Consider the following 18,311-nt stretch of genomic DNA (forward strand, 5'->3'; position numbering starts at 1 on the left):
CTATTTTCTTAATGCCAATCTATCTGGTCAAAACAAACCGTGCACTCTTCATTTCTGTTTCTCCCTTCAGACTCACCTGATACATACCATTGGCAAACTGTGCAGACGACATGTCCAGGGATATAGTCGGAATTTCGAGCTGGTCGATCGTACTCCTCATCACTTCCTTGCCGAAGGAGTCGTACACGGTGTACTCTACTTTCTGGCCCAGGAAGTCCGTAATATCAATGTTGACCACACCTGAAGTCGGGTTCGGATATACATTCAATCCTTCCTTAGTGGTATTGGAAGTTTCAATGACCTCCTGATCCGGCGATGCGGCAAAAGGAATATTCCCTCCGGTCGTTGGGAGGTAACTGCAATTCAGGTTCCAGTTCCAGATCACATGATGATCCGATGCCACCTCGTCGTTGCTGATGAACATTCCCGTCATGTAAGTCGTCAGGGAGGCACCGGAATCACTTACGTTAAGTCCCTCCGGTGCATATATGTTCAAAGTGACTACTGAGCCCTGGCCTATAGAAACCTCTCCACTTGCATAAATCACACTGGTATAACCGTCCGGATTCACCGTATTGCTCTGCCCGATGCTCATCTTGCCACGGATTCTCATCTCTGTCGGCTGATTGAAAATGATGGTGGCATTTTTGGCTGTCACCAGGTTTTTGATGAAGATCTGTGGGTTGGCTATGATCAGCGTTGCCCCTGCTTCTACCGTTACATATCCGTAATTGCTGCCTGAGAGCGTCACTGTAGCATTCGCCGGTACATTGATATTGTTGAAAGCATTGTACGGATTGCTCAGGAAAGCAGGTAATGTCACGTTGAAGTTCGCATTGATAAAATTGTTCACAAAACTGCTGCCATCCACCGTCACACCAGCGGCATTCGCCCGCATGAAAGTCAGGATGGAGGAATTTTGAGAAATGACACACTCATTGGCATTTTTGACGCCCACGCCACCACCGAGCACATCGGATTCATACATCTCTAATCCCTTTCCGGAAATGATGGTATAAGCAGAAAGCAGGGTGGAAATATCCACATTCACGGTCGTCGAAACTTCAGTGGAACATCCCAGTGCATCCGTCACCACAACGCTATAAGTGCCGTTGGCCGGAGCAATAACCGTCGGGCTGTCGCCCAAACCGTCAGACCATACAAAGGTCAGCGGATAGGTCAGCGCCTGTGGATTCAGCACATTGGCCGTCAGCACCTTGATGCCCTGGCACCAGGTCGGCAGGTTTGTCTGACTGATCGTCACTTGAGGGACCGGATTGATGGTGATGGTAAAACTACAAGATACCGATAAGCCGGCGGCATCGTAGAAAGTATAAGTGGCCGTATAAGTACCCACTGCGAAGAAGTCTCCCGGGTTGTAGTTGTTGACCGTTGAAACCACACCGCAGTTGTCATCCGCTGCAGGAGGTGTCCAGGAAACATTCTGGGCTCCGCAAAGGGTAATGTTGCCAGGACAAGGCGTGGTCAGCCATGGAGCCTGGGTATCATTTACAATAATATCAAAGGTACAAACATCCGTCAGGCCGGCTGCATCTGTGGTCGTACAGGTCACGGTAGTCGTTCCCACCGGGAAGAAATCCCCTGAAGATACCTCGGTAAGCGGGCCACCACCTGGTGCTGGTGTTTCCACACAGAAAGGCGTCTTTTCAAAAGAAGAAAACGAACCTCCCTGGGCGAAGGTCTGTCCATTGCCGGACAGGGCGTAAGAACCACTGCCGTAGGTACAACACATGCCGTCTCCTGCAGAGTCCTTGATCAAAAACAGATATTCCCCATCCGGAAGATTGATCGGAATGTTCAGCGTGGAACCATCCGGTTCAGATCCATAGGTGCCTCCTGAAGCGACCATAATTTCTTGCGGCAATTGCAGGATCATCCAGGACGTTTCCTGAGGATAATTATCAAAAGTCAGACTGAGATTGAGGTTGTTGGTGGCGCAGTTGCCTGAGCCGCCGCCATTGTCGCCACCGATGGTGCAGACAACGGTTACATCGCCACAATTATCCGTAGCACTGACGTTGAAGGGTACGTTGGCACCGCATTGGCCTGTAGTATTACCAACAGTTATCGAACTGGCAGGGCAGAAAATTGTCGGTTCGGTCACATCATTGATCACCACATTTTGAGTAGCCATGATCACATTGCCATTGCCATCATCAAAGGTCCACGTGATGACATGCGTGCCCTGGGTGCTATAAGTCAATGGATCAGCTGTTGTTCCAGTAATGGTTCCAGCGCAAATATCTGTAGTCGTCGGTGCCGTCGCGGTGGCGGAACATTCGCCCGTTACATCGGCTAAGGTTGGCGTGACAGGGTCTTCATTATCTTCCACAGTAATAACAAATGTACAACTTGAGCTACCCGCGGAATTTGTTGCTGTAGCGGTAACCATTGTCATACCTAATGGAAAAATACTCCCCGGATTATATGAGTAAGAAATCATCGACGGTGGATTACCTGTTGTTTCTGTAGCGGCAAAAGTTACTATGGCACTACATAAACCAGGATCGGTATCAGCAGTAATATTTTCAGGACAAACTATGTCAGGTGCCGTGCCGCCAACAGTAACGGCAAAGGAACAAGTAGCAGAGTTGCCAGCTTGATCCGTTACAACAAAAGTATTGGTCGTCGTGCCTATCGGGAAGGTCGTTCCACTGACCTGCCCTGCTGTCTGGTTAGTTGTTGGGGCACAATTGTCGGTTCCTACCGGAGTGGTGTAAGTTACTATTGCTCCTGCAAGACTGGTTGCGGATGTTGTGATGTTAGCCGGACAGCTTATTTCAGGATCGGTCACATCAGCTATCACCACATTTTGAGTGGCGGTGATCACATTGCCATTGCCATCATCAAAGGTCCAGGTGATGACATGTGTGCCCTGGGTGCTATAAGTCAATGCATCAGCTGTTGTTCCAGTGATCGTTCCAGCGCAATTATCTGTAGTCGTTGGTGCCGTCGCCGTTGCTGAACATTCGCCCGTTACATCGGCTAAGGTTGGTGTAACAGGATCGGTCACATCATCGATCACCACATTTTGAGTAGCGGTGATCACATTGCCGTTGCCATCATCAAAGGTCCAGGTGATGACATGTGTGCCCTGGGTGCTATAAGTCAATGCATCGGTTGTCGTACCGGTAATCGTTCCAGCGCAATTATCTGTAGTCGTCGGTGCCGTCGCGGTGGCGGAACATTCTCCCGTTACATCGGCTAAGGTTGGTATCACCGGATCGGTCACATCATCGATCACCACATTTTGAGTAGCGGTGATCACATTGCCGTTGCCATCATCAAAGGTCCAGGTGATGACATGTGTGCCCTGGGTGCTATAAGTCAATGCATCGGTTGTTGTTCCGGTAATCGTTCCGGCGCAATTATCTGTAGTCGTCGGTGCCGTCGCGGTGGCGGAACATTCTCCCGTTACATCGGCTAAGGTTGGTGTCACAGGATCTTCATTATCCTCAACCGTTACCACAGCCGTACATGTTGACATATTTCCATTATTATCTGTTACGGTAAGGATTACCTCCGGCCTAAGGTTTATCAGGGTTTGACCTGAATTTTGACTGCCGGGGGTACTTGTCATTGGGTTAACCCAGGTGAAGTCGCTGTAGTCACTTCCAGTTCCCTGAAGTTGTAAGGACTCTGTAGTCAATGTAGTAGAATTAGATTCCACCACTCCAACATCTGTTGAAGTCATTCCATTGGCAGGTCCTGTACTGGCCGTAAAAGTACCTTCATAACTAAGCAATTGTACCACATGGCCCAAAGCGTCCACTAATGCAAAACCGTCATTCCCTCCATTTTGGAGCCCGGGTGTATTAATGGCATAAAATGTGAATCCTCCTGCCATAGAAATCGTAGCTCCTGTCAAAGGATATGTTTCATATACTACGCCCTGGTTATACAACACAAGAGACCAGGTAGATATATCCCCGTTTCCGACAATCTCTACAAATTCATTAACGTCCCCACTAACATTATCATAGTGAAATTCATTGATCCACCCCGTTAGGTCAACTATATCCTCACAATCAAAACCTGAATTATCCAAGCCTAAACCCTGAATGCCACAAGCATCACTGGAACCAGCGTCAACATTCCCTGCTGTTATAGTTCCCATGCCGGCTCCATTCAGTTGAACCGTCACTGCCTGGCATTGTGCATCGGGAGCTTCATTATCTTCTACGGTAACCGTAAAGGAACAATTTGAGCTACCCCCTGCATTTGTTGCCGTAACCAGAACGGTTGTCGTTGCAACCGGGAAGGCCGTACCGGGATTTTGTGAATAGGTTATGGTAGCTCCTGTAGTTTCCGTAGCCACAAAAGTTACCACTGCATTACATTGCCCAGGATCTGTATCTACTGTAATAGTTGCCGGACAAGTTAAATCAGGCCCCAATTCAGAAACAATCACATCAAAGGAACAGGATGCACTATTGCCCCCCTGATCCATGACTAAAAAAGTATTGGTCGTGGTTCCTACAGGGAAGGTCGTTCCACTGGCTTGCCCTGCTGTCTGGTTCGTTGTTGGGGCACAATTGTCGGTTCCTACCGGAGTGGTGTAAGTTACTATTGCTCCTGCGGGACTGGTTGCGGATGTTGTGATGTTAGCCGGACAGCTTATTTCCGGATCGGTCAAATCATCGATCACCACATTTTGAGTAGCGGTGATCACATTGCCATTGCCATCATCAAAGGTCCAGGTGATGACATGTGTGCCCTGGGTGCTATAAGTCAATGCATCGGTTGTCGTACCGGTAATGGTTCCAGCGCAATTATCTGTGGTCGTCGGTGCCGTGGCCGTTGCTGAACATTCTCCCGTTACATCGGCTAAGGTTGGTGTCACAGGATCGGTCACATCATCGATCACCACATTTTGAGTAGCGGTGATCACATTGCCATTACCATCATCAAAGGTCCACGTGATGACATGCGTGCCCTGGGTGCTATAAGTCAATGCATCAGCTGTTGTTCCAGTGATCGTTCCAGCGCAATTATCTGTAGTCGTTGGTGCCGTCGCCGTTGCTGAACATTCTCCCGTTACATCGGCTAAGGTTGGTGTCACAGGATCGGTCACATCATCGATCACCACATTTTGAGTAGCGGTGATCACATTGCCATTGCCATCATCAAAGGTCCAGGTGATGACATGTGTGCCCTGGGTGCTATAAGTCAATGCATCAGCTGTTGTTCCAGTGATCGTTCCAGCGCAATTATCTGTAGTCGTTGGTGCCGTCGCCGTTGCTGAACATTCGCCCGTTACATCGGCTAAGGTTGGTGTAACAGGATCGGTCACATCATCGATCACCACATTTTGAGTAGCGGTGATCACATTGCCATTGCCATCATCAAAGGTCCACGTGATGACATGTGTGCCCTGGGTGCTATAAGTCAATGGATCGGTTGTCGTACCGGTAATCGTTCCGGCGCAATTATCTGTAGTCGTCGGTGCCGTCGCCGGTGCTGAACATTCGCCCGTTACATCGGCTAAGGTTGGCGTAACCGGATCGGTCACATCATCGATCACCACATTTTGAGTGGCGGTGATCACATTGCCGTTGCCATCATCAAAGGTCCACGTGATGACATGCGTGCCCTGGGTGCTATAAGTCAATGCATCGGTTGTTGTTCCGGTAATCGTTCCGGCGCAATTATCTGTAGTCGTCGGTGCCGTGGCCGTTGCTGAACATTCGCCCGTTACATCGGCTAAGGTTGGTGTCACAGGATCGGTCACATCATCGATCACCACATTTTGAGTAGCGGTGATCACATTGCCATTGCCATCATCAAAGGTCCAGGTGATGACATGTGTGCCCTGGGTGCTATAAGTCAATGCATCGGTTGTTGTTCCAGTGATCGTTCCAGCGCAATTATCTGTAGTCGTTGGTGCCGTCGCGGTGGCGGAACATTCGCCCGTTACATCGGCTAAGGTTGGTGTCACCGGATCTTCATTATCCTCAACCGTTACCACAGCCGTACATGTTGACATATTTCCATTATTATCTGTTACGGTAAGGATTACCTCCGGCCTAAGGTTTATCAGGGTTTGACCTGAATTTTGACTACCGGGGGTACTTGTCATTGGATTAACCCAGGTGAAGTCGCTGTAGTCACTTCCAGTTCCCTGAAGTTGTAAGGACTCTGTAGTCAATGTGGTAGAATTAGATTCCACCACTCCAACATCTGTTGAAGTCATTCCATTAGCAGGTCCTGTACTGGCCGTAAAAGTACCTTCATAACTAAGCAATTGTACCACATGGCCCAAAGCGTCCACTAATGCAAAACCGTCATTCCCTCCATTTTGGAGCCCGGGTGTATTAATGGCATAAAATGTGAATCCTCCTGCCATAGAAATCGTAGCTCCTGTCAAAGGATATGTTTCATATACTACGCCCTGGTTATACAACACAAGAGACCAGGTAGATATATCCCCGTTTCCGACAATCTCTACAAATTCATTAACGTCCCCACTAACATTATCATAGTGAAATTCATTGATCCACCCCGTTAGGTCAACTATATCCTCACAATCAAAACCTGAATTATCCAAGCCTAAACCCTGAATGCCACAAGCATCACTGGAACCAGCGTCAACATTCCCTGCTGTTATAGTTCCCATGCCGGCTCCATTCAGTTGAACCGTCACTGCCTGGCATTGTGCATCGGGAGCTTCATTATCTTCTACGGTAACCGTAAAGGAACAATTTGAGCTACCCCCTGCATTTGTTGCCGTAACCAGAACGGTTGTCGTTGCAACCGGGAAGGCCGTACCGGGATTTTGTGAATAGGTTATGGTAGCTCCTGTAGTTTCCGTAGCCACAAAAGTTACCACTGCATTACATTGCCCAGGATCTGTATCTACTGTAATAGTTGCCGGACAAGTTAAATCAGGCCCCAATTCAGAAACAATCACATCAAAGGAACAGGATGCACTATTGCCCCCCTGATCCATGACTAAAAAAGTATTGGTCGTGGTTCCTACAGGGAAGGTCGTTCCACTGGCTTGCCCTGCTGTCTGGTTCGTTGTTGGGGCACAATTGTCGGTTCCTACCGGAGTGGTGTAAGTTACTATTGCTCCTGCGGGACTGGTTGCGGATGTTGTGATGTTAGCCGGACAGCTTATTTCCGGATCGGTCAAATCATCGATCACAACATTTTGAGTAGCGGTGATCACATTGCCGTTGCCATCATCAAAGGTCCAGGTGATGACATGTGTGCCCTGGGTGCTATAAGTCAATGGATCGGTTGTTGTTCCAGTGATCGTTCCGGCGCAATTATCTGTGGTCGTCGGTGCCGTGGCCGTTGCGGAACATTCTCCCGTTACATCGGCTAAGGTTGGTGTCACAGGATCGGTCACATCATCGATCACCACATTTTGAGTGGCGGTGATCACATTGCCATTACCATCATCAAAGGTCCACGTGATGACATGCGTGCCCTGGGTGCTATAAGTCAATGCATCGGTTGTTGTTCCGGTAATCGTTCCAGCGCAATTATCTGTAGTCGTCGGTGCCGTGGCCGTTGCGGAACATTCTCCCGTTACATCGGCTAAGGTTGGTGTCACAGGATCTTCATTATCTTGTACAGTGAGGGTAGCCGTACAATTACCTGAATTACCCGCTGCGTCAAAAGCAGTTATGACAATTTCGTTATTTCCCGGACCCACCACAGTCCCCGGAACAAGATTTTGGGTTACATTCACCACTGCGCAATTATCCGTCGGGCTTACACCGTTGACTGTAGAAATTACGGCAGTAAAATGGGTGTCATCACAAGCTGCATCAAATTTCGGGTCAATGACAAAGTCTAAGACATCCCCAACCACTACATTCAGATTAAAGTTATAACCAACTGAACCTGTTGAAATATTTAAGTATTCATATTTTTGAGTTCCATTTAGGAGAATGCGAACATTAGCACCATCTCCACAATTTCCATCCCTGTCGTAAAAATTACCACTGAGGTTGACCTCTCCGGTAAAAGTACTCGTCCAGCGGCGTACGGCCCAGGTCAGGCCTTCAAATTGAGGGTGACCTCCATTGGGATCCAACTGTGGAAAATCCAAAATGGCACCCACGCCTAAATTGTTCCAAACAAATCCGGTCCAATTAGGTAATTGCGAAAAACCAGCAGCATCAAAAGCAGCATATTTACCATATTGCCAGCCATTGTTCCCCTGAGTTCCTGAAAAATCAGCAGAACTATTGGCCAGGGTCGTTCCGGCAGGCATGGTAAGGTCAGGAATCACTGCGCTACAACCCACTACGGTCGCTAAAGTCGGGCAGGAAATCTGAGGATCTTCCGCATCGTTGACGGTAATCGTAAAGTTACAACTGGCCGTATTTAAGGCCACATCCGTTGCGGTAGCCGTAACGGTTGTCGTACCCACGGGGAAGAAATCTCCTGAATTATGGGTAGTTCCAATAGAGAAAGCGCCACAGTTATCGGAACCTGTTAAGGCAAAGGTAACATTGGCACCACATAACCCCGCTGTATTAACAACCGTAATATCTGCAGGACAATTTACTACTGGATCAATACCATCGGTTAACTGAACGGTACCGCTGCAAGAGGCAACAGGATTATCACCGTCATCAATGGTAAACGTGATGGTCAATGAACCTGCACCTGAGGCAGTAGTCCCCGGAGCCGGGCTCTGCACCAGGTTCGCGCAGGTCGCATCAAAAGTCGCCGTTACCTGGTTTGTGTAGTCCGGCACGATCACAGAACAGGAATTGTCGAGTGTGAGGATTGCAGGAGACAAGCTACCCGGGCAAGTTATGGCTGGGGCGATATCGTCATTCACGATGGTTCCAACGCCCTGATTATCTATTATGGTTCCTGCCGTGCTGCTGGTCAGGTTGACATAAAACGTTTCGTCAGGTTCTGCGAGACAATCTTTATTGACATCGATAGAAATCGTTGCAGTTGTTTGAGTTCCGGTGAAGGTGACAAAACCATTCGGCACTCCATTGATATCATCAGCCTGAGCTGTTCCTAAAGAGGTATTATAGTACAATGTGATAGGATTGGCCGAATTATCGTCGACAGTGGCCGTGAAATTAAACGTAGTGGTACCTGAAGCCGATCCTTCATTCATGGTTACATCCGTGATGGAAATTTCCTGAAGATCCGGAGGCATTGCCTGTACCGGGTAATCTTCTACTTCTCCAAAGGTATTGCCACAGGCTGCCGCCGCAGTAAAGTAGGATAATCTCGTACGCAAACGAAGTTGTTTGGTGGTAATGGCCGACATTGGGACTGTAAAAGTGGCGGTCGCCAGGGTATTAGTTGTTTTGACTAAACCCAGGCTCTCACCTGACCCAAACTCAGCATCCCCGTTATAATCAATCCAAGCATCATAATCATTAGCTGCATAATTAACACTTCCCTGAACAGAAATAGTATACGTTTGCCCTTGTTCTAAATTAACAAGATTACTAAACAAGGTATAATAAGCATTATCGGAGGTAGTATTATTTACGTTCGCGATGGTAACATTGCTGATGTGCAATTCGTTATATCCTCCGTTATTATTACCTGTTGCATCACAATAAACAAAAGGCTTTACCGTATACATAAATTTATAGGTTTCGGTAATGTCGCCAGAAGCCCCCACGGCAAAAACTTTAAAATACATTTTTGTCCCGGCAGGATAATCCGGAAGAGGAGTATCGGATACCCAGGTATTGCCTCCTGTATTTGACATGGTAATTTGATTGCCAAAAGTGGGTGAATTGACTGACCATTCCAAATACACACTGGAAAGCGTATTATTATAAGTGATTTCAGAAGTTACATATTGAGGAACCGTTTCCTTGGGCAAATCATCCGTAGGTTGGTCGGTGATATAGGTTTTTAAAATAGAAGGGTAATCCGTTCTGCCAACGAGGGTATATTCCCATAATCCACGTCCCCATGACGCGGCTTTAAGGGTATTGGAACCGTATACTATTTCCAGTTCTTCCACGGATACATTGGGCAAATCCGGATTGTATAAAGTCCAGGTAGTGCCCGTCATCGGTTTGGTGAATACACCGATTTCAGCACCGAGATAAATATTGGAATCATCAGAAGCGTCGATGACGACGGTATGCACGGGCATATTCCCCAGATTGGAGGTTATATTCGTCCAGTTGGCACCGCCGTCGGTAGTCATAAAAACCTTATTGCCGTTATTTTGATAAGTCGCATAAACTACAATGATCACATCATCATCCAAAGGATCAAAAGCGATATCCTGGATGGCATCGCCGGGTAAATTATTTTTTATATCCACAAAAGTGGCCCCTCCATCAGTTGATTTTTCAATTTCACTGTCCAATGCAATAACCATTATATCTGAATTGTTCTCAGCGATGGCTGCTTGTTTTATTGGATCAGTAAAGGTAACAGGACTGCCTTTAGCCGTCCATGACGATCCAAAATCTTCACTTACATTGACAATAGTGCTAAAATGATAAACCCTCATCTGATTATTCGGATCATAAAGCAATGGAGCTTCCCAAGCACCATTTCCGGAGCCTGTTTGTCCTGCAGGGTTAACCCCCCCCTGGGTTTGCCCGCCGTCTTTTGTTCTTATTCGTCCTCCGTACTGAGAACTACCGATCATCCAGTCGTCATTTAAAGGATGAACGATGCCCTCCATTCCGTCTCCTCCGTAAAATTCAATCCAGGTACTTTGCTGTTTTATACTGGTTCCGCAATCCTGAGAACCTGAGATACTTCTGTAATGATTGGACTGGCTCACTCCCAATTTATAATTTTCCCTGATAGCCGTACCTTGACTCAGGTAATGCCAGGTAGCCCCATTGTCTGTACTTTTACATAAAAATCCATCGGTGGCCACGTAAAAAACGCCATTCACACATTCAGCATCTCTTAAGTCAGCATGGACATAAGCAGTCGTTGTTAAAAAATTATCTTGTGGAGACCCTGGGCCGTTGTTGGCATTGCCCAAACTCCACCAGGTTACCTGGTTAAAAGAAACTCCTCCATCGGTACTCGCTTCCGTATCTAAATAACCATAAATCATGTTGTCGACATCCAGGTCATTAACGGCAAATCCTCCGTGACATTCAGAACCCGGGTTGATAAGAAAGGTGAAATTCGCCCCTTGGTTTGTCGATTTCCAGATTCCGTTATTACTTGCAAAAAACACGCAATTGGGGCAATCAGGGCTGACAGATAAATAACCTGTGGCACCTGCATTCCCCGCAACCTCCATTGATTCAGAAAAGGTCTGTCCCTGATCTGTTGAGGTATAAACATAATTGTGGTTATTATTCCAATAATAAGTGTCAAGCGCATAAATAACGTCAGGATCCGTCGGATGAAAATCAATATCGGTAACCTCCGCAGAGTATAAATCAGTAACTTTAAATTTCGACAATCGAGTCCAGGTAAGCAAATTATCAGTCGACCAGTACAACCCTTTATTGGTACCTATGAAAACGAGATTCGGTACGGTGGGATGATAAACGATTTTAAAAACCTTGAAATTACTGCCCAAACCACCATACCCAACATTGGCAGGACTGAAATTCGTCAAAGTCCAGGAATCTCCTCCGTCGGTAGATCGATAAATCCCATTAGAATACCCATTCTTTGCATTTTGCACATTGATAAGAATATTCATGGGCTGTCCAGGAGGTGTAGCAATGGCATTCACACCCGATGCGATTAAAAAATCCGTAGTACTTCCCTGCCAGGTAACTCCTCCGTCAGTCGTTTTCCAAAATCCCCCGCTCCTGGATCCCAAATACATCCTGTCCGGATCATTGGGATCAACATATATCTCTTCCACCCGGCCTAAACCAGCCGAGTATCCGCCCATAATATTATCAACGACATATGGCCCCAGTTCTTCCCATCCGTTATTAAACAGGCTTTTTACGTTTGCCTGGGACGGGTTGTTTTTCAAATAGGCCTCAAAGGCATGTTCCACAAAATAAGGATCAATCCTGTCCCTTTGGCCCGAGGGATAAAATTTATATTCATTGGCATACTTCCAGCGCTGGTACCCTTTATAACCAGAGCCCTTTTGATCTTTATTGATCGTTTCGAAATATTTGTCTGCTTCCTTACAGACATCATAAAAATTGACGGATAAATCGTCCATCATTTCTTTATAACGCTGTGCATTCAAACTAATTGAAAATAATACTACTGTGAAAAGTAAAATTAGCTTTTTCATCAAATGTGTAATTTGTTACGAGAGAAAGAAAATAGTTTTACCTCATTCAACATTGCCCATTGCCAATTAGCCCTATTACGATTAAATCAATAAAGGATTTATCAGTCAATGAGAACAATCGCTGTCAAGGTACAAATGGAAGGTATGAAAGAAAGCCTTTTAGTGGGACGGGGGGAGTATGACAAAAATAGAACTCTTCGTCCTTTTTATTAAGATTGGGTGTAAATATAATTTAGTTGCAAAGCTAAGAAAACATAAAATTAAATAAACTTTTTTTGAATATAATTTTTATTCTTTCGGACAAAAATAATAAAGGGTATTACTGTTAATAGATTTATATCAATTATCAGTAATACCCTTCTGGTTAGGCCCTTGTTTCCTGGAAAAAATCAAGATCTAAGGAACCGTCAGTTATTCTATTTACTCAAAACAAACCGCGCCGTCTTCATTTCCGTATTCCCCTTCAGACTCACCTGATACATACCATTGGCAAACTGTGCAGACGACATGTCCAGGGATATAGTCGGAATTTCGAGCTGGTCGATCGTACTCCTCATCACTTCCTTGCCGAAGGAGTCGTACACGGTGTACTCTACTTTCTGGCCCAGGAAGTCCTTAATATAAATGTTGACCAGACCTGAAGTCGGGTTTGGATATACATTCAATCCTTCCTTAGTGGTAATGGAAGTTTCAATGACCTCCTGATCCGGCGATGCGGCAAAAGGAATATTCCCTCCGGTCGTTGGGAGGTAACTGCAATTCAGGTTCCAGTTCCAGATCACATGATGATCCGATGCCACCTCGTCGTTGCTGATGAATATTCCCGTCATGTAAGTCGTCAGGGAGGCGCCGGAATCACTTACGTTAAGTCCCTCCGGTGCATAGATGTTCAAGGTGACCACCGAGCCCTGACCTATACTGACCACATCTGATGCATAGATCACACTGGTATAACCATCAGGGTTCACCGTATTGGTCTCTCCGATGCTCATCTTGCGACGGATTCTCATTTCTGTCGGCTGATTGAAAATGATCGTGGCATCTTTTTGTGTGACCAGGTTCTTTATGAAGATCTGGGCATTGGCGATGATCAGCGTTGCCCCTGCTCCTACCGTTACATATCCGTAATTGCTGCCTGAGAGCGTCACTGTAGCATTCGCCGGTACATTGATATTGTTGAAAGCATTGTACGGATTGCTCAGGAAAGCAGGTAATGTTACGTTGAAGTTCGCATTGATAAAATTGTTCACAAAACTGCTGCCATCCACCGTCACACCGGCGGCATTCGCCCGCATGAAAGTCAGGATGGAGGAATTTTGAGAAATGACACACTCATTGGCATTTTTGACGCCCACGCCACCACCGAGCACATCGGATTCATACATCTCTAATCCCTTTCCGGAAATGATGGTATAAGCAGAAAGCAGGGTGGAAATATCCACATTCACGGTCGTCGAAACTTCAGTGGAACATCCCAGTGCATCCGTCACCACAACGCTATAAGTGCCGTTGGCCGGAGCAATAACCGTCGGGCTGTCGCCCAAACCGTCAGACCATGCAAAGGTCAGCGGATAGGTCAGCGCCTGTGGATTCAGCACATTGGCCGTCAGCACCTTGATGCCCTGGCACCAGGTCGGCAGGTTTGTCTGACTGATCGTCACTTGAGGGACCGGATTGATGGTGATGGTAAAACTACAAGATACCGATAAGCCGGCGGCATCGTAGAAAGTATAAGTGGCCGTATAAGTACCCACTGCGAAGAAGTCTCCCGGGTTGTAGTTGTTGACCGTTGAAACCACACCGCAGTTGTCATCCGCTGCAGGAGGTGTCCAGGAAACATTCTGGGCTCCGCAAAGGGTAATGTTGCCAGGACAAGGCGTGGTCAGCCATGGAGCCTGGGTATCATTAACAATAATATCAAAGGTACAAACATCCGTCAGGCCGGCTGCATCTGTGGCCGTACAGGTCACGGTAGTCGTTCCGACCGGGAAGAAATCCCCTGAAGATACCTCGGTAAGCGGGCCGCCACCTGGTGCTGGTGTTTCCACACAGAAAGGCGTCTTTTCAAAAGAAGAAAACGAACCTCCCTGGGCGAAGGTCTGTCCATTGCTGGACAGGGCGTAAGAACCACTGCCGTAGGTACAGCACATGCCGTCTCCTGCAGAGTCCTTGATCAAAAACAGATATTCCCCATCCGGAAGATTGATCGGAATGTTCAGCGTGGAACCATCCGGTTCAGATCCATAGGTGCCTCCTGAAGCGACCATAATTTCTTGCGGCAATTGCAGGATCATCCAGGACGTTTCCTGAGGATAATTATCAAAAGTCAGACTGAGATTGAGGTTGTTGGTAGCGCAGTTGCCTGAGCCGCCGCCATTGTCGCCACCGATGGTGCAGACAACCGTTAAGCCATCGGCACAATTATCGGAAGCGCTGACCTCAAAGGAAACATTTGCACCACAGACACCCGGATCGGTGCCTGAGGTCACCGGTTCAGAAGGACATTCTATTTGTGGCGCTATATTGTCTTCGACCATAACGGTGGCCTCGCATTGGTTGTAGTTGCCGTTATTATCAAAAGCATACAGATAAACAATGTTGCTTCCGAGGTTTTCACAAGTGAAATCAGGATTCCAGATACCACTTTCTGCAATACCACAGGCATCGGAAATCTCTTCCCTTATTTCCGCTACGCTTACGCTGGCCATACCCTCATCATTCAATTGAACCGTTGCAGATTTACACAATACAGTTGGTGACGTATAATCGTATACCGTTACGGAGGTGGCACAACTGGCCGGATTGCCGGCAGCATCTTTGGCTAAGATCGTCACCGTCGTTGTTCCAACCCCTATCGAAGACCCCGCTGCCGGACTCTGCATAAGGGACTCTATTCCACAATTGTCATTGACCGTAATCAGAGCCAAAAAGTCCGGCGTACTGCCTGAGCAGACTCCCTCGTCGGTCGTGATGTCTATCGCTGCAGGGCAAGCTTCGTTTGGAACCACAAAAATTTCATAAGTATTGGTATTGCTGTTAAAACTGAACGTTACGATGGAATTGTTGTCCGGCACCGTGAATGGAAGGTTGCTTCCCGGGTAACTTACATTCCAGTTCTCGTTGAGTGCTGCTTTAGATTCATAACTTCCTGCCGGGATACCGGATATAGACCTGGTGTAAATGCCGTCTCCGTCCGCATCCTGTAGCCAACTGCGCAGGCAATCCGGCTGCCAGTCGCCCGGACAGCCGATCTCACTTTGGAAGTCTCCTGCCGCCGTCACGATAAGGCTATTCACATTATCCGTGATCCAGTGAGATTGTGGATCGTAATAAAATTTAACATTCGTTGCTGCACCAAGTCCCAAACCGATATTTGGTCCAAAGTAAGTGGCATTCGCACCGTAATTTTCATCCCAGGAATCATCAATGGCTGCTTTATACTCCCAATAGCCTGCCGGGATATTGAAAGTCCCCTGCCATACCAGGTCACCGGCATCATATACCAGCTCTATATTCGGACAATCCGGCTGCCAGTCACCGGCACAGCCCAGTTCACTGTTGAAATTTCCGGGGATAGCAACAGAGCCCGGATTGACGAAGGCGCTATTGTTCACACCAATGGTCGGTGGTGTCACATCCGTAACAGTAACCGTTGCGGCACATGTGGACACTCCCCCATTACCATCTTCCACGGTAAGGGTCACACTGGTCATACCCAAAGGATATGGTCCTTCCGGACTAACCGAGAAGGTGAGCGGATCTCCATCAGGATCAGTGGAACCTCCGTCAAAAGCGGAAGCAGCTACATCCGCCTCACAATTGCTGTCTGCATTGAGTTCGAGGTTCTTACAGACAGCCACGGGTGGTTCATTACAAAACCCTCCTGGATCTGTAACGATAAAGTTTACGTTACAAGGAGTCTGGTTGCCGTTGATATCGTTATTAAGGATAGTTACCGTAGTCATTTGTCCAACGTCCGAACAATCAAAAAAGTACCGGGAAACCCCAATACCGGCCTGCCCCGTTACCAGGCCGCAGTTATCAGATTGGTCCTCGATTAGTTGGGTAACAATAATTCCAAGATAGAGAATGTATTCTCCATCCGAGTTAAGTTCAGCGGTAAAGTTTTCTACACAGTTCAGCGTAGGCGCTTCTGTATCATTGACCGTTACGGTGAAGCTACAGGAAGCGCCACCTCCCTGATTAATCTCATACGTCTCCGTAGTCGTACCTACCGGGAAGAAGGCTCCGCTGCCCAGACCGCTGGTCTGAATCAATGGAACCGGGCCGCAATTATCCTGTCCCGTTGGAGTGGTATAATTGACGATAGCGCCACATTGTCCCGCATCGTTGGGTACTACGATATTGGTTGCCGGACAGTTGACTATAGCAGGAGTGGTATTGTTCTCCACCGTGATGGTGGCATTACAGGTTGAAGAGGCTCCCATCACATCGGTAACAGTGAGGGTCACACTGGTGGTTCCCAGAGAATAAGGTCCGGCAGGGCTTACTGAATAAGATAAGGCCTGACCTTCAGGATCTGTTGAACCACCATTAAACTCAGATGCTAAAACTATTGCCTGGCAGTTATTATCCGCATCCCTGGTCAGGTTTTGACAAACTGCATTTGGCGGAGAATTCAGGACACAACCTATTGTTGCTTCCCAGCCATCACCTTCAAATGCAACATCAGAAAAAAAATAGAAGGTCAGACAACCCGAGGAATTTGTTGCTGTTAAAGAACCTGGACTATTATTACCTACAAAAAAAAGGGTTCCAATTTGATTAGAATAATTAACTGTCTCGTCGTCAAATACATACAAAGGATCCCAGTTGGTAAATATTGTTGCAGTGGCAAAAAATGTAAAGTTAACCTGTATAAAATAACCCGGATCATCCGGGCAAATAGTCAGGATATATTCTTCATTATTCGAATAAGGATCGCCTGCACCACCACTATCGTAAAAGGTACCCGAACAGGTGTTTACCGTGCCGTTTTGCATCAGGATTACCGGGCCGCCGGGAACGCAGGAGATCTCGGCCGCCCAGCCGGGTTGGGTAACGGAACCATCAGAAGTAAACCAGAAGGTCAAACATCCTGAAGCATGGGTTGAAGTCACCGTTCCGGGGCTGTTGGTAGAGGTATAAGTACCAATTAACGGATCACCAGTGGATGAGCCGTCATATATCCTTAGAAAATCAAAGTAATCTTCAATTAAAAAACTGGAAAAAGTAACTTCGGTCAAATCGCCCGGGTTATCCGGGCAAATGGTGAAGGTGTAGTTCTCAGAATTCAAATAATTACCGCCCAGGCCACCGCTGTCGTAAAAGTTGCCCGAACAGGTATTTACCGTACCGTTTGTCATGTAAAAATTTCCTTCAGCTATCAGGGTTGCCTTCAGGGTCATACAAACACCGTTGACGTCGGGGGCACAGTTAAACTCATTGACCTGAATACGATAATTCCCCGTGACGGGAGGTGTAAAATCAATACTGGACTGCAAGCCGCAGTAGTCGTCATTATATGCCACAGGACTGCTACTGAATTGAGGGAATATCGTCAGCTGGGTATCGAAACTAGCGTCACCACAGGTTTCGATCCGGTAGGTATTACCAGCGATCATATTGTTTAATAGTAAATATTCTCCCCCATAGATACAGGGCCCTATAGTAACCTGCGTACCCACTGCAACCGGAGCAGAGGCGAATCCATAATAAACATCGTTAAAACTACACTGGGCATATATTCCCACAGCCAGCAGATTTAACAGGACCGGTAAAAGAAAGTAATTTTTTTTCATTCTGAATTAGTTTTAATAAATGGTCGATAGTTCAGTCAAACCCAATGATGGTTGGACTGAATATTTAACACATTCAGGTTGCAATAAAAAATAGCAGAACCTCAATGATAATTTCCAAAAAGACGAAAAAGCCATGCCGAAGCATAGTCCAAAACAGCCTGAAGGCCACTCAAAGTAAATATTGTTTAGCCACTCAAAGGGGGAGGAAATGTAAGGATTGGATCTATTGTATGTGAACAGGTGGACAAGATAAATAAAAATATGTTAATGTCCAAAAAAGGGCAAAAAAAAGCCGT

Annotated in this window: 2 protein-coding genes; both read right to left on the reverse strand. The window is 46.9% G+C overall.

Features of this window, described 5'->3' with window-relative positions; translation table 11 throughout:
• Positions 1 to 19 precede the first annotated feature (19 nt).
• The gene (locus H6571_21710) at positions 20 to 12,214 is read right to left on the reverse strand and encodes an HYR domain-containing protein (protein ID MCB9326371.1); all 12,195 of its coding nucleotides are present in this window, start codon (positions 12,212 to 12,214) and stop codon (positions 20 to 22) included.
• Between the two features lie 416 nt (positions 12,215 to 12,630).
• A complete protein-coding gene (locus H6571_21715; GenBank protein ID MCB9326372.1) occupies positions 12,631 to 18,015 on the reverse strand; it encodes an HYR domain-containing protein in 5,385 nt (1,794 codons plus the stop codon).
• Positions 18,016 to 18,311: the final 296 nt, after the last annotated feature.

This window comes from Lewinellaceae bacterium (genome assembly GCA_020636105.1).
Classification (GTDB): Bacteria; Bacteroidota; Bacteroidia; order Chitinophagales; family Saprospiraceae; genus BCD1.